Consider the following 14935-nt stretch of genomic DNA (forward strand, 5'->3'; position numbering starts at 1 on the left):
GGCCTGCATGACGTCCTCGCTGTACGAAGCGGTCAAGGGCTGTCTCACCCGTCACTTCAACCTCGCGTCCGGAGAAATCCACCCGGGCAGCACGCTGGAGGACCTTGGACTGGACTCTCTGGCTCTGGTGGAGCTCTCCTGCGTACTGCAGGACGAGCTCGGCCTGACGCCGCTCACGGAGACCGAGACCGGCACGGAACCTCAGGCCATGACCCTCTCCCAGTTCGTCACCGCGCTCGAAGGCATGCAACCCCCGGGCACAATGTCGCAAGGGCAGCCGTCACGTTCCGCCACACAGGCTCCCTCATGAGCCGCACCGACATCGCCGTGACCGGCCTGGGCCTGCTCACCCCTGGCGGGGTGGGAGCGGCTGCCTCTTGGCGAAGCGTCTGCGCCGGCGTCTCCGCCGCCGCCACGGACCCCGAACTCGCTTCCGGCCCGGTGGACTTCTCGTGCCGGGTACCCGGCTTCGACGCCGCGGCGACACTGGGACCCCAGGTGTGGCGCATGGACCGCTTCGTGCAACTCGCCATGGCGGCCGCCCGCGAAGCCGTCTCCGATGCCGGTCTTCACCCTCGGACCTGGGACGGGGCACGCGTCGGCGTCGTCATCGGTGTGGGCACCGAAAGCAAGTACGCCATGACCGACGCCACGCGGCGTATGTACGACGGAAAACCCCTGACGGTCTCCCCGCTCACCGTCCCGCGTTCGACCACGAACATGGCCGCGGGCGAGGTCGCCATCGACCTCGGGATCATGGGTCCCAGCCTGGCCGTGAGCACCGCATGCGCCTCCGGCGCCACCGCCCTGGGGGTGGCGCGCGACCTCCTGCTCGCGGAGCGGTGCGACATCGTGCTGGCCGGCGGTTCGGAAGCCTCCTGCCACCCTCTCACCGCACTGTGCTTCTCCCAGATGCAGGCGCTCTCCCGGCGCGTGCACGACCCCGCGCACGCCAGCCGGCCCTTCGACAGAGACCGTGACGGATTCGTCCTCGGTGAAGGCGCCGGCATCCTTGTCCTTGAACGGGGAGCGGACGCGCATGCGCGGGGGGCAGCGGTCCGTGGCTACTTCCAGGGCTATGGATCCGCCACCGACGCCTACCACTACGCGGCCTCCCACCCTCAAGGCGAGGGAATCAGCCGGGCCTTTCACGCGGCTCTCGCCGATGCCGGCATGGAACCGGCCGACATCGACCACGTCAACGCCCACGGCACGTCAACGCCCATGAACGACCGCATCGAGGCGCAGGCTCTGGACCGGCTCTTTGCGAACGATCCTCCCCCGGTCACCTCGACCAAAGGCGTCACAGGCCACACCCTCGGCGCAGCCGGCGCCATCGAAGCAGCCTTCTCCCTCCTCGCTCTGCGCGACCAACTCATCCCTCCGACAGCCAACTTCGGTGTTCCGGATGCCGGCATCGCCCTCGACGTCGCGTCGGGGTCCTCCCGTCGGCAGACCTTGCGGGCCGTCGCCAGCAACTCCTTCGGTTTCGGCGGTCACAACAGCGTCCTGATCTTCCAACACGCCTAGCACCCAATGGCGTTGGTTCATCGCTTGTCGCATGTACGCCCTCCTGGGTCAACCGCGTCTGCCCGTGGGTGATACCGGCACGCCCGCTCATGAGGCCGTCGCCACGTGGTCTCGCACACGGACGCGGACCACGCCAAGCACGGTGGGCCCGAGACAGCTTGGCGACGGGGTCGGACATCCACGCGTCGCACCCTGGAAAGGAACACGTGCTCATGGGAAACACGCGTTGACCGAGGAGCTTGCCGGACCGACGATGGCGAATCCCCCCACGCGTCGCCGGCTCAGCATCGAGGAGCGGCGAGCGCAGCTTGTGCGGACCGCCCTCACCCTCTTCGCGGACCGAGCGCCGGAAGAGGTCGGCATCGACGACATCGCGAGAACCGCCGGCGTCTCGCGCCCCCTCGTCTACCACTACTTTCCCGGCGGCAAGGCGCAGCTCTACGAATCTGCTCTACGGTCCGCGGCCGAGGACCTCAGGGGCTGCTTCGCCCACCGCGTCGAAGGGCCGCTTCCCCATATGCTGGCCGAAGCCGTCGGCGGGTACCTGGCCTTCGTCGACGCTCACGACACCAGCTTTCGCGCACTGTCACGGGGAGGCAGGACGGTGGACGTGGTACGGATGGCGGCCGCAAGGCACATCCATGGTCTTCTTGAGATCACCGAACCGGGACTCCGCCTGCGGATGACCGTTCGCATGTGGATCGCTGCGGTGGAAACTGCTTCCACTCTCTGGCTCGCCGAGCACAAACAGCCGCCCCTGGCGGAACTGAAGGCCACACTGACGGAACAGTTCATGGTCATGCTCATGGCCACAGCAGCTCTCGATGCGCAGACCGCCCAGGCGGTACGGGAGTTGTCGGACCGCTTGCCCATGCCCCGGTACCACTCGCCGGACCACGCCGTCCGAGCGCGGAAGTCGAGTGGTTGACCACGGTGCCAGTTTCGAGGTCGTAGGAGGAGGGACACCTATGGACGTGGGCACGTTCAGGGGGCTTTCGACTGTGGCGGGGTGGGGGCGGGCGGGCTGTCCTGTGGCGGCACGGGCGAGCAGGCCGGGCGTGACGGTTCGGCGTGAGGCGTGGGGCCGCGGGGGGTTGCAGCCGGTGGGGCCGCACTTCCGGTGTGCGTGGCGGAAGGCGCGACAGTAGGCGAGGCGCTGCACGAGGTGGAGGGGGATGCGGGTGCGGGGGTGGCTGCGTCGCCGGAAGGCTTGTCGGACGCGGGCGGGGTGGTGGGGGGTCGCTCATTCGCTCGGCCGGGGGCAGCGGAGAGAGTGGGCACGGGTGCGGTCGCAGTGACGGTGGAAGGGGGCGGCTGTAACACGTAGACCCGGGTGCGAGCGGTCGTGGTGGGTACCTCGAAGGGCGGGGCAGTGACGGAGGGTGGCTCCGGCGGAGGTCTCAGCAGGGGCGCACCGGTGCAGCTTGCGGCAGCCAGACCGGTGCAGCAGACGACGAGCAAGAGCAGCAGGCTTCGCATGGTTGTCGCCTCCAACGATCACGCATTCGGTGGTGGTCAGGCGGAACGAAGGGTCTCGACGAACGTCTTCAGCCCGGTGAAGAATTGACCGATGGCGTGCACGACGTCGGCCAGGACATGGGCGCTCTGGACGGGGGCGGTGGTGATGAGGAAGAGCACGACGACGAGGAGGAGCCAGAACAGGATTCCGCGGGGGGCGCTCAGCACAGTGGGCTCCTGCGATTCGGTTGCTGCAGCATCTCGCTCACTGGGCCAGGCTCCCGGCCGGCCAAGGGCGCGTCTCTGAGGGTGGAGGGCTGTCAGGGGGCCTGGCGCACTGCAGCCCGTTGCGCACAGGCCGCCCGTGCGACGCATCACACTCCGGTCGAGGCCGCCCCACTCCCCTCACCGGGTTTGGCGGCCGCCGCCCCCTAGAGCGCACCACCCCCGGCCGGAGGGGACAACCCTTCGGCCGCGGCGCACGGTAGGTCCACCGGGCCGGGCCCGCACGGCGTGCGCGACGTCTGACCACCGGCGCTCGGCCCTCCATGTCCGCGCCCGCATACGCCCCCACTCGGGTGCCCGTGGCGGTGACACTTCAGGGCAGCCCAGGCAGCGAATACCCACCGCGTCAAGCGAGGCCTCCCCTCGGCTGGACGTCACCCTCCATCCGTCCGGCCGGCGCTATAGGCGCCTTTCCCCTGGGCTTCCGCTTGTGTTGCCTGACTGCATGAACGCCCCCTCGGTTTTGGTGCGCTAATTTCCTGCCACTTCCCCGCCTTCGGTAGTTCCGCAAGGTCGCATTGGCGTACGCGGTGGTGGAAATCAGCGCACTGCGGGAGTGCAAGTCCACCAGAGGCAGAATTGACGGCGCGTAATTGCGCCGGGCGCTGCCCTTTGCGGGAGAGTGCGCTGGCGTGCCCCAGGTCTCGCAAGGAGTGCCCTCGACTTGCCTTCTGTTCAACGGTGTTGCGGCAGCTTCCCTGACTGCCATCGAAGGAAGAGAGCCGAGCCATGGGCACTGCCCCGACCATCCAAACGGCGCGACCTGTGCCTGGATTCCCGGCCCCCTCCCCCTGCTTTCGGAACGCAGTTGATGACGCATTCGGACATCGGTACCTGCTTTCTAGACATCACATTGATGTCCTGTTGCCTCGTGCGCCGCTCGAATTGAGCCGACTACCTGCTGGACCCACATCGCTCTTGCAGCCTGGACCTGCACAGGTCGCCCGAATTCTTGTCCGCCGTTCCGTTTTGTTGTCGCAATGGCGGATGTCTGCCTTCCGCTCTCCATTTTCCCTACCTAGATTGTGGCTGTGGCGTTGCTCTCCCGTAGCCGCCCCCGACCTCTCACGGTCGTTTCTTCTCCACCCCTCCGCAGGCTCCCGTGACGGAGCGGGCCATGGTCGAACTGAAGGCGGTAGTACATGACCATCTCGGAAGAACGCACAGCGATGACCTTCTCGCCTGGCGAACCGACGGCGGGCAGTGCGCGCGGCTTCGGTTCCTACGTCGCAGGACGGGAGGTGGCGGACGAGACCGACTGGACATACTCGGTCCGTGCCACGGCGTTGATCGATGACCCGTTGGGAGCCACCGCGTACAAGAGGTCCCTCGACCAGGGCAAGATGACCGTCCACGAGTATCCGGAGATCGTTCTAGGCCGGTGCGCTGTGGCGCGCGCCGAGTTGATGGAGGCGGCGTTGTTGGCCGCGTCGGAGGCCGCCCCAATATGGGGCGCGATGCCCTTCGATCAGCGCGTGCGGTTCGCCGAGTTGTTCCGACGCGGCGTCGAGGAACACGCGCCGCAGCTGATCGAGCTGTTGGTAGGCGAAGGTCATCCGCGACGGCTGGCCGTCTCGGAGCTCTCCAATTTGCTGGCGTTCTTCGGGCCCGAGACCACCCGGTGGTGTGCCGGACAGATGCTCACCGAGGTGGAGTCGGACGGGCGACGGCTCACGCTGCACCGCCGCCCCGACGGGGTGGTGTGCGTCCAACCGCCGCAGAATACCCCGGTGATCAGCGTGGGCGCTGCGCTGCAGGCTCTGATCGCAGGCAACAGCGTGGTCGTCCGGCTCTCACGGCAGGCACCGTTGGCCGCGATGTATCTCGTGCAGCGCGTGGCGGCGCCAGCCCTGGAGGAACTCGGCGCACCACCCGGGGTCCTCTCGGCCTTGTGCGCGGATCCCGGTGCGACGCTGACGTCGTGGCTGTCGAGCCCGCTGGTCGACGACATCTTCTACTTCGGTGACAGCACCCGCGGCCTGCGCCTTCAACGTGACTGTCTGGCGCGGGGCAAGAAGCCGGTGCTCGAGCTGGCCGGCAATGACATCGTCGTGGTCTGGGACGACGCCGACCTGGAGTTCGCGACCGAGGCACTCACCGAGTCGTTCTACGCTGCCGGGCAGATCTGCTGCGGCCCCAACGTCGTGCTCGCGCATCCCTCGATCGCCGACGAGCTCCTGGAGCGGCTGCTCAAAGCCGCCCGGACAGTGCGACCGGGCTACCCCGACGATCCCGATGTCATTCTCGTCCCCACTCCCAGCGCGGCCGGCTACGACGCCGCCCTGGCCGATGCCCGCGCGCACGGCGCCCTGGTCCTCACCGGAGGCAGGCACCTGGACGTGCACGGCCAGGAGCGGGACACGGGCATCTTCCTCGAGCCGGCCGTGGTGCGGGTGGACGGTCTGGCGCGGGCGCGCCGTCTGCGCGCGGCCTGTGAGGAGACGTTCTTCCCGTTGCTGACCGTGGTGGTGCCCGCCGCCGAGGACGAAGGACAGCTGCTGGACAGCGTCCTGGACTACGTCAGGGCCAACGCATACGGGCTGCGCTGCTCGTTGTGGACACACGAGGACGGTGTCGTCACCGAGTTCCTCAACAGGACGACCACGTATGGCCAGTTGCGGGTGAACGACTCGCATCTCACGTCGGGCCCCTACCTCTCCAATCACGGCGGTACCGGACTGAGCGGCGGCGCGTTCGGCGAGGCGAACTACCCGATGCTGCGCACCAGTCATCTGCAGACGGTGTCGGTCGCCCAGGGCATCTCGCCGCGCCGGGCACTCACCGAGACGGGCGACAGGGCGGGCATCGATGTACATCTCACGCTTCCACCTCGGCCCGAGGTACGAGCCAGGGAGGCCCATCCCCTCGGATGGCCGCCGGAGGATCTGCCCGGTGGTCTGCCGGCGCCCTTCACCCCGCGCTTTCAGCAGGACCCGCACCCCACACTCAAGTGGCTGCGAAAGAACCGCCCGGTGAGTCAGATCGTCACTCCAGACGGTGTCGGATGGCTGCTGACCCGGTACGACGACGTACGCAAGGCCCACCGGGACAAGCGCGTCAGCTGCGACAGCAAACGTACCCCCGCCGGCATCCTGTGGGGCGGTGAGTGGCCCAGGGAGTTGCGCGAGCGCCTGTTCACCCACCTCCTGGACACCGACGACCCGCGCCACGGCGAGCTGCGGCGGCTGATGGCCCCGCTGTTCACGCCGCAACGCCAGAAGGGCTGGCACACGCGGATCAGTGAGATCGCCGACGAACGCATCGACAGGATGGCGGCGCGCGGACACGGCGATCTGATGGCCGAGGTCGCCTACCCGCTGGGCGCACACGTCCTGTTCTCCGTTCTCGGCGCCCCCGCGCCCGACCTGCCGCTGCTTCGCGCCCTGACATGGCGGCTGGTGGACTGGAACACTTCCGTGCCCTACTTCCGGGCGCTGGCCTATCAGGCCGACGCCATGATGGGCGACATCCTGGCGGAGAAGCGGCGCCATCCCGGCGAGGACCTGCTGTCCCTGCTGGTGCAGGCCTGTGATACGGAGCACCTCGTCACCGAGGACGAACTCCAGGGCATGTTCCTGCTCATGCTGGTGGCCGGGCAGGACCCCAGCATCAACAGCATCGGAAACAGCATGCACACACTGCTCACCCACCCCGAGCACATGGAGCAGTTGCGCGCCGAGCCCGAACTGATCTCCAGTGCGACCGATGAGCTGCTGCGCTACAACAGCCCGCTCACCTTCACCAGTTGGCGCGGCACTCTGGAGCCGGTCGACTTCAGCGGGGTGACCGTGCCGGCCAACGAGTCACTGATCGTATCCCTGGGTTCGGCCAACCGCGACGAGGCTCAGTTCGCCGACCCCGATGACCTGGACTTCCGCCGCAGCCCCAACCACCACCTGGCGTACGGCCACGGAGTGCACTACTGCCTGGGCGCACAGATCGGCAGGCTGACCGCCGAGACCGCCATCAGCACGCTGCTGCGGCGACTGCCCGACCTGCACCTGACCGGCGCCGTCCATTGGAGGCCCGGCCAGTTCGAACGCGGCCTGGAAGCCTTGCCGGTCGCCTGGAGTCCCAACGCCGTCCGCCCGAACTGACTCCCATCCCCACATGTGCTGCCACGGGTCCAGAGAGGCCCGTGGGAGCACGTGCTCGGCGGCAGAGCGGAGAAGGGAAGCGACTATGAACAGGCAAGACATCATGCGGGCCTTGGGCGAGATCATTCAGGACGTCACCGACACGCCGGCCGCACGGGTCGAGGAGAACGCGGCATTCATCGCCGACCTCGAGCTGGACTCGCTGCGGATGGTTCAGGTCGTGGTGACGGCCGAGGACAGGTTCGGCGTCACCATCAGCGACGAGGACGCCTGGGAGCTGCGCACGGTCGCCGATGCCGTGACCTACATCGAGGACGCCCTGCGGTCCGCCGACCTGAGCGGTGTGCCGCCGAGGACGGCGCAGGCAGGACTCATGGCGTTCGAGGCTTCGGGGAGGGAGGCGTGACCAGTTTCGCGGACCAACTCAGCAAGCAGGCCGAACGTTATGGGGAGAGCAGGTGGTTCGCTTTCGTGGAGTACCACCGTGGCGCGGTGGTGGAGACCGGCAGGCTGACCTTCGCCGGCCTGGATCGCCGGGCGCGGTCCCTGGCAGTCGCCCTGAACGAGGCCGGGGTGAGTGACCGAGCGGTACTGCTTCTCTACCCGGCGGGCCTGGAATTCCTGGGCGCCTTCTTCGGGTGCCTCTACGCACGTTCCGTCGCCGTGCCCGCCCCGCTGCCGGCGACCGACCCGCGCGCCCTGGAACGTGCGGAGAAGATCATCCATGACTCCGACATCCGCCTGATCCTCACTGATGCCGCCAACGAGCCGTCGCTGCGGGCGTGGTTGTGCAGCATCGGCCAACAGGAAAAGGTGGAGTGCTGGGCCACCGACACCGCCCGGCTGCCCTCGCCCGAGGCCAGGCCGCTGCCTCCCGTCGATGCCCGGACGACGGCGTACTTGCAGTACACGTCGGGCTCGACGGGGGAGCCGCGAGGTGTCGTCGTCTCGCACGGAAATCTGCTGCACAACTCCGAGCAGATCCTCGCCGTCCTGCGTTTCCCCGACACCGGCACGGGCGCCGGCTGGCTGCCGCACTACCACGACATGGGTCTGGTCGGTCAGCTCCTGCAACCCGTGTACGCAGGCGGCAACATGGTGTTCTCCTCCCCCATCACGTTCGTCGCCCGGCCACTGATCTGGCTCCAGATGATCGACAAGTACCGGGCGGCCTTCACCATGGCCCCCAACTTCGCCTACGAGTGGCTGCTACGCGGCACGCGGGACGAAGACCTCGACGAACTGGACATCTCCTGTCTTCAGTGGGCGCTGAACGGTGCCGAGCCGGTCCGCGTCTCCACGCTGCGAGCGGCCGTGGACCGGCTGGGTCCCATCGGCTTCACCGAACACGTCTGGGCGCCCGCCTACGGGATGGCCGAGTCAACGGTTCTGGTGACCGGGACCCGGCGTGGCCTGGGAGCCTGTATCCGCCGTTTCGACCCGCCGGGCCTCGAACGTCACGAAGCGATCAGCGCACGGGGAGACGTCGACGGCGTCGAACTCGCTTCCAGTGGCCGCCCCGTCGGCGTGGACCTGCGCATCGTGGGCCCCGGCAGCCGCACGCCGCTTGAGGAAGGGAGGATCGGCGAGATCTGGATCGCCGGCCCGAGCATCGCCGAAGGCTACTGGCAACAGGAAACCGCCACCCGCCACACCTTCCGGGCCCGTCTCGACGACGGCACCGGTCCCTTCCTGCGCACCGGCGACCTGGGATTCCTCCTGGACGGCGAACTCTTCGTCACCGGGCGCCTGAAGGAACTCATCATCGTCAACGGCCGCAACCTCTACCCCCAGGACCTGGAGGAGGCCGGACGCAGCGCCCACGCCGCCGCCGGAGCCGGAGCCGCCTTCGGCGTGGAGGCCGGTCACGAACACGCTGTACTCGTCCAGGAAGTCGACGAGAACAAGCTTGCGGGCCTCTCCTACGCCGACCTCTCGGCCCGCGTCAAGAGAGCCGTGAAGAGTGCGACCGGCACCCCCGTCAGCCTCATCCTCGTAGCGCGCTCCACCGTGCCCCGCACCACCAGCGGAAAGACCCAGCGCACCCGAGTGCGGGACGACCTCTTGGCCCGTCGACTCGCGCCCCTGCACGCCGACACCCACCCAGAGATACGCGCCTACCTCCCGCCCTCGCTCAGCCAGAGCGCCACCCACCCGGCCGGCTGAGCCCCAGGCCTCCCCGCCGCCATCAGCCGGCCCACTGTCGGCCACGGCCGCACGCCCCGCGCACCACAACGCAGGCGTCCGCCCGTGAGGCCACGTATCCACCGCTGCGCACCACCCGGACACACCGAACAAGGGATGACACACCATGATGCGACACCGCAAGGGCCTCTCACGGTTCCTCCACGACATCGTCGAGGACACCAAGAACCTCCTGGACGAGGTCACCGACTCCATCGGCGACGTCGAACACGACACCCGCTCCGCGGTGAGCCGGGCGCTGCGCCCCGATGAGCGCGATCACGACCGGCGAAGCGGTCGCTCCCGGCGCGAGCGGGACGACGACTACGGGGACCACGGGCCCCGCGACCGCTCAGAAGGCCTCGAGACTCAGCTCACCGGCCTGCGCGAAGAACTCCACCGTCTCGTGGAACTCCTCGGCAAGAACGACGAGGAGGCGGGAACGTCGGCCAAGGCCGGCTCGGCCTCGAAGTAGACCGCGCCGCGCGGCGGCCGCCCAGCCCAACTGTGCCGCGGCCCCCGCGGCGTTCACCGCCCTGCCTGCCCCGACCTGAACAGGCATCGGGCAGGCGGGGCTGTGCACCCGGCCGTCCGTTCGCACCAAGCCCCCTTCGACGACACGCAGGAGGCAGCATGCCCCGACACCCCTGGCAACCGGATCTCGATGCTGTTGTGCCCACCACGCCGCCCCTACCGGCCCACAACCACCAACCGAGCGATCCCCGCCCGGAAGACCTTCCCGGCGCCGGCGCGTATCCGGCGCGTACGCCGACACCCCGTGAGGTGTTCCGACGCCACCATGACCTGTTCGACGGCGAAACCGGCCGCCGACTGTGCATGCACGACCTCGTCAGCGACCTGCGCGAGGGCCGTCGTTTCACGGTGACCGACGCGTCCACAGGGCGAGACCTGACCCTGGACACTCTGTTGCAGGCTGTCTCCCTGGGCCTCGACCGACTCGACACATGGCTGGAGCGGATCCAGCAGAGCATGTTCACCTCGCATCGGAACAACCCGTGTTGTCCCACGGAGGCGAGTGGCACACCGCCGACCTGTCCGTCAGCACCGGAGCCCTGCCAGGCCCGGACGATGCCCGTGCACCGCCTCCTGGCCGGCTTTTCGCGCGTTGGTGAGCGGCACCGGCCGGGGGCAGGCGCATGAGCCGGGCACGAGCGCAGCTGCTGTTCAAGGTGATGGCGCAACTGGCCGCACGCGAACTGCCCCAGCGCCGCGGCACACCCGCCTCCGGCTGTGGTGAGCCGGTGGATCGGGCTCATCGACGTGCCGTGGACCTCCGCACCTCCCTCGAGCGGCTCGGCCCGCTGTACATCAAGATCGGACAGATCCTCTCCACCCGCCAGGACCTGGTCCCGCAGACACTGGCCTCCGAACTCGAGAGCCTGCACGACCAGGCGGCGGTCCTGCCCTTCAGTGCCATGAAACCGGTCCTGGAAGCCGAGTTGGGGCCGGGCTGGGCCGGGCGGTTCCGGAATTTCGACATGGCGCAGCCCCTGGGCGCCGCCTCACTGGCGCAGGCCTACAGCGCCCGGCTCACCACGGGTGAACAGGTGGTGGTGAAGGTACAACGGCCGGGTGTCCGCGAGATCGTCAGCGACGACATGCGCATGATCAAGAAGGCCGTTCGATTCGGCGCCAAACGCGCGCCCTACTTCAACATGACCATCGACCTGGAAGCCATGCTCGGTGTCGTCTTCGACGCCATGCGTCCCGAATGCGACTTCACTCTCGAGGCGGCGAACATGGACACCGCCCGCCGATCAGTGGCGGGTTTCGACAATCTGTGCGTTCCCGAGGTTCTGCATGCCACACCTCGCGTCCTCGTCCAGAGCATGGCGCCCGGAACCAGCATCCGTGACGCCGACCCCAGCGCTTTCAAGGACGACGAGCGCGAGGCCATCGGTACCACCCTGCTCACCTTCATGTACCACGGGTATTTCACCGACCGCAGATTCCACGCGGATCCCCACCCCGGCAACATCTTCGTGTGCCCCTCGGGGCCGACCACGCTCATCGACTGGGGGATGGTCGGCCATATCGACCGGCGGCTGAGCATGAGCGTGGTCCTCATCCTGCTCGGGCTGGCCCGCAACGACGGACCGGCTGTTACGTCCGGCTGGCTCGAGATGGGACGGCCGACTCAATGGGCCGATGTGTCGGGCTTCGGTCAGGACATGGCTGCCCTGGTACCCAAGATCCACGCCGCCCCTCTGGAGCACCTGAACTTCGGCGCCTCCCTGGGCAACGTTCTCAAGTGCTCCACGAAACGCGGTATCCAGACCAGCCCCATGATCTCCATCCTGGCCAAGTCCTTCGCCAACATCGAAGGATCGGTGCGCTACCTTGCTCCGCAGCTGTCCGTGACCGACGTCTTCGTCGAGAACATGCGTGAAGTCCTCTTCGCGTACGCCCGCGAGACGGTCTCGGAGGAGCAACTCGCCACGCACCTCATGCAGCTGATCGCCTCCTCCGCGGCCCTCCCCGGTGAGCTGCGAACCATCACCCGCTCACTCGCCCAGGGCGACCTGACGATCCAAGCGGCGCCCGTCCAGGCCGGCAAGACGTCCCTGGTGGAAAACCGCATCGACCATCGGATCCAGTACCTGGGCCGACGCCTGCTCGCTGCCGGCGCCCTGGGGGGATGGCTCTACACACGCGGCCGCCACCGTAAGTGAGGCTCTCCTCTTCTCGCTGTTCCGCAAACTCACGGCACCACCACCCACGTAGGAGCCCCTCATGGCTGATATTCGTGACGACCTCGTGCACTGCCTCACCCAGGGACTGGGTGTGCCTGCCGACACCATCACCCCCGACGTCACCTTCGAGGACCTCGGCCTCGACTCGCTCGCCCTGCTCGAACTCACCGTCATCTACGAGGAGAAGACGGGCCACGAACCGACCGGCATCACACCGCAGTCGACACTGACCGAAGCCAGTGCCGCACTCGAGGCCCTGGGCAGCCCCGACAGCGTCCAGGCATCGGCGGCCAGGGAGGCACAGTGAAACGGCAACCGGTGGCCATCACCGGAATCGGCCTGGTCACCCCCTGCGACGTGGGCACCGAAGGGTCCTGGAACGGACTGCTGTCGGCGAAGCCCACCGCGGGCGCCGATCCCGCACTCGCCGGCATGCCGGTGGACTTCTCCTGCCAGGTCGCCCACCTGGACGCGGCAGCGCGACTGACCGCCCGCGTCGCGCTGCGCCTGGACCGCTTCACACAGATGGCACTCATCGCGGCCCGCGAGGCGGTCGCCGACGCCGGCCTCGACACCGAAACGTGGGAGGGCACGCGGGTCGCCACCGTCATCGGCGTCGGTACCGCCAGCTTCGACCGCCTGGAAACCGAGGTGGTCAAACTCTCCGCGAACCGCGTGCGCACCGTCTCACCCCTGATGATTCCCCGCAGCATTCCCAATATGGCCGCGGGTGAGGTGGCGATCGCTCTGCACGCCCGTGGCCCCAGCCTCGCCACCAGTACCGCGTGTGCCTCCGGGGCCACGGCTCTGGGCACCGCGCTCATGCTGCTGCGCTCCGGAGCCTGTGACATCGCCGTCGCGGGAGGCGCCGAATCCGTCTGCAACCGCGTCTCCTCCGGCGGCTTTTCCCAACTGGGCGCGCTCTCGACTCGGGTGCACGACCCGGCAGGCGCCTCCCGCCCCTTCGACGTCGAACGCGACGGTTTCGTCCTGGCGGAGGGCGCGGCCCTGCTGGTCCTGGAGCATCCCGCGCACGCCCGCGCACGCGGTGCCCGCACCCACGCCCTGCTGGCGGGCTACGGCGCATCGTGCGACGCCCACCACCCGACGGCCCCGCCGAGCGACGGGCACGGCGCGGTGCGGGCGATGCACGCCGCCCTCACGGACGCCGGCCTCGCGCAGGACGACATCGACCACATCAACGCCCACGGCACCAGCACGCCCCTCAACGACGCGGCCGAGTACCACGCCATCCAACGCGTATTCGGCACCCCTCCCCCGGTCACCGCCAACAAGGGAGTCTGGGGGCACGCCATCGGAGCCGCCGGCGCCATCGAAGCCGCCGTCACCGCCCTCACACTGGAACACCAGACCATCCCGCCCACGGCCAACCACACCGCTCAGGACCCCGCGTTCGACCTCGACATCGTGACGGGAAGTCCACGCCCGGCAAGGCTGGATGCGGCATTGAGCAACTCCTTCGGCTTCGGCGGCCACAATGCCGTACTGGTCCTCACCACCCCGTGACGGCCAGCACCAGCGCGACGCACCCTTCGGATCGCGCATAGCCATCGGCGACCGCGTCGAAGGCCGCTGTCGCAGTCGGCTCCGCCAGCCGTGCCCAGGGTGTCCGGGGCGAACGCGTCGGCGGGCAGATCGACCGAGCCGCCCTGGCTCATCAGCACCCCCGCGTTCCCTCAACACCTCGACGCCGCCACCGTGCCCGAGGATGAACTCATCCTGCTCGCCGACGCCCAGACTTCGGGCGGCCTGCTCATCGCCGGGGAGGTTCCGGGCTATCCCGTCATCGGAGAACTCGCACCGCTCGCCGGTCCCGGCATGACGACCATCGTGATCAAGTAGCAGGCGGACGCCCACCGCGGACCGGACCTGCGGGGAATCGCCGACCACAGCTGGCACGCCGGAGGGGCCTGCCACGGCGTGGACCCGGCCCGCGCCGACAAGCCGCCGCCGTAGCGCGTGACGGCGACGGCGAGAGGGAAGGCTGGCAGCCGAACAGCGAACCACGGCAGGGCGGGAAACGGGGGAAACATCATGGCCGCGACGACATCCACATGCAGGCGGCGAGCAGGGCGTGCGTATCGGTGGGCGATGAGCATCGCGCTTGCCGCACTGGTCGGCTCGTCGGTGGCCGGCTGCACCAGCTCGGACGAGGCCGACGGGGCGTCCTCACCCGAGCGGCAGACCTCGCATGCTCCGTCCGCTCGGCCCTCCCCCGGGCAACCGTCGGCGAAGCCGTCGGTGTCGGCGGCGGACGGGCATGACGTCAGGGCCTGCGCGGACGGCAACTGCGAGATCGCGGTATCCGCGCCGGCGACGCTCCGTTTCAAGGGCCCGGCCGGCCCGGCAACCCTGTCCGTGACCGAGGTCGGCCCGAACAAGGTCGAATACACGGTGAAGTCGGGCACCGGTCATTCCCGCGGCGGGGCGAGCGGCCCGGGCCAAGGGTGCATCACGGTCCTCCGCCGCAACGGCAGCGGAAACTCCTGCGGCGGTCTGGGGGACGCCACCCGGCCGAGCCCCCAGCCCGACGCCGTGGTGATCCAGGCGGCGACCGGCAAGGACGGTACGGCCATCCTCCAGCTCGTGTCCGACTGACAGCACGGTCACTCGACGCAAGGGCGGATCCCCTATGCGCCCTGGTCG

13 protein-coding genes and 1 pseudogene are annotated in these 14935 nt (G+C 68.7%); 13 read left to right on the plus strand and 1 reads right to left on the minus strand.

Translation table 11 applies throughout. The features are described 5' to 3' along the window. Nucleotides 1–7: 7 nt before the first annotated feature. The 3 genes from ACFYO9_RS11555 (at nucleotide 8) to ACFYO9_RS11565 (ending at nucleotide 2458) form a co-directional block, all read left to right on the plus strand. A complete protein-coding gene (locus ACFYO9_RS11555) occupies nucleotides 8–310 on the plus strand; it encodes an acyl carrier protein (protein ID WP_358773576.1) in 303 nt (100 codons plus the stop codon). Next, entirely contained in the window at nucleotides 307–1530 is a 1224-nt protein-coding gene (locus ACFYO9_RS11560) for a beta-ketoacyl-[acyl-carrier-protein] synthase family protein (protein ID WP_358773574.1), read from the plus strand. Before ACFYO9_RS11555 ends, ACFYO9_RS11560 begins: the two co-directional genes overlap by 4 nt. 253 nt (nucleotides 1531–1783) lie before the next feature. After that, nucleotides 1784–2458: a helix-turn-helix domain-containing protein gene (locus ACFYO9_RS11565; protein ID WP_358773824.1), complete on the plus strand. Its 675-nt coding sequence runs from the start codon at nucleotides 1784–1786 to the stop codon at nucleotides 2456–2458. Nucleotides 2459–3045: 587 nt separating this feature from the next. Here ACFYO9_RS11565 and ACFYO9_RS11570 read toward each other — a convergent pair. Continuing rightward, nucleotides 3046–3216 carry a hypothetical protein gene (locus ACFYO9_RS11570; protein ID WP_358773572.1) on the minus strand — a complete coding sequence of 57 codons (171 nt, stop codon included), beginning with the start codon at nucleotides 3214–3216 and terminating at the stop codon, nucleotides 3046–3048. Nucleotides 3217–4616: 1400 nt separating this feature from the next. Between ACFYO9_RS11570 and ACFYO9_RS11575 the strand changes: the two genes are divergently transcribed. The 10 genes and pseudogenes from ACFYO9_RS11575 (at nucleotide 4617) to ACFYO9_RS11620 (ending at nucleotide 14887) form a co-directional block, all read left to right on the plus strand. Continuing rightward, nucleotides 4617–7370, plus strand: a complete 2754-nt coding sequence (locus ACFYO9_RS11575) for an aldehyde dehydrogenase family protein (protein WP_358773570.1) — start codon at nucleotides 4617–4619, stop codon at nucleotides 7368–7370. Nucleotides 7371–7455: 85 nt separating this feature from the next. Then, on the plus strand, nucleotides 7456–7776 hold the full coding sequence (locus ACFYO9_RS11580) for an acyl carrier protein (RefSeq protein WP_358773568.1): 321 nt from the start codon (nucleotides 7456–7458) through the stop codon (nucleotides 7774–7776). Beyond that, entirely contained in the window at nucleotides 7773–9536 is a 1764-nt protein-coding gene (locus ACFYO9_RS11585) for a fatty acyl-AMP ligase (RefSeq protein WP_358773566.1), read from the plus strand. Before ACFYO9_RS11580 ends, ACFYO9_RS11585 begins: the two co-directional genes overlap by 4 nt. 145 nt (nucleotides 9537–9681) lie before the next feature. Continuing rightward, the gene (locus ACFYO9_RS11590) at nucleotides 9682–10029 is read left to right on the plus strand and encodes a hypothetical protein (protein ID WP_358773564.1); all 348 of its coding nucleotides are present in this window, start codon (nucleotides 9682–9684) and stop codon (nucleotides 10027–10029) included. Between the two features lie 158 nt (nucleotides 10030–10187). Next, on the plus strand, nucleotides 10188–10715 hold the full coding sequence (locus ACFYO9_RS11595) for a hypothetical protein (RefSeq protein WP_358773562.1): 528 nt from the start codon (nucleotides 10188–10190) through the stop codon (nucleotides 10713–10715). After that, complete coding sequence (locus ACFYO9_RS11600) at nucleotides 10712–12247, plus strand: AarF/UbiB family protein (protein WP_358773560.1); 1536 nt, start codon at nucleotides 10712–10714, stop codon at nucleotides 12245–12247. The genes ACFYO9_RS11595 and ACFYO9_RS11600 overlap by 4 nt, the downstream gene beginning before the upstream one ends. 61 nt (nucleotides 12248–12308) lie before the next feature. Further along, the gene (locus ACFYO9_RS11605; protein ID WP_358773558.1) at nucleotides 12309–12575 is read left to right on the plus strand and encodes an acyl carrier protein; all 267 of its coding nucleotides are present in this window, start codon (nucleotides 12309–12311) and stop codon (nucleotides 12573–12575) included. Then, on the plus strand, nucleotides 12572–13795 hold the full coding sequence (locus ACFYO9_RS11610) for a beta-ketoacyl-[acyl-carrier-protein] synthase family protein (protein ID WP_358773556.1): 1224 nt from the start codon (nucleotides 12572–12574) through the stop codon (nucleotides 13793–13795). Before ACFYO9_RS11605 ends, ACFYO9_RS11610 begins: the two co-directional genes overlap by 4 nt. Before the next feature lie 207 nt (nucleotides 13796–14002). Then, nucleotides 14003–14131 (plus strand): annotated as a pseudogene (locus ACFYO9_RS11615) (selenide, water dikinase SelD); the annotation flags it as partial. Nucleotides 14132–14380: 249 nt separating this feature from the next. Next, the gene (locus tag ACFYO9_RS11620) at nucleotides 14381–14887 is read left to right on the plus strand and encodes a hypothetical protein (RefSeq protein WP_358773555.1); all 507 of its coding nucleotides are present in this window, start codon (nucleotides 14381–14383) and stop codon (nucleotides 14885–14887) included. The last annotated feature ends 48 nt before the right edge of the window (nucleotides 14888–14935 follow it).

This window comes from Streptomyces sp. NPDC005863 (assembly GCF_042871345.1).
Taxonomy (GTDB): Bacteria; Actinomycetota; Actinomycetes; order Streptomycetales; family Streptomycetaceae; genus Streptomyces.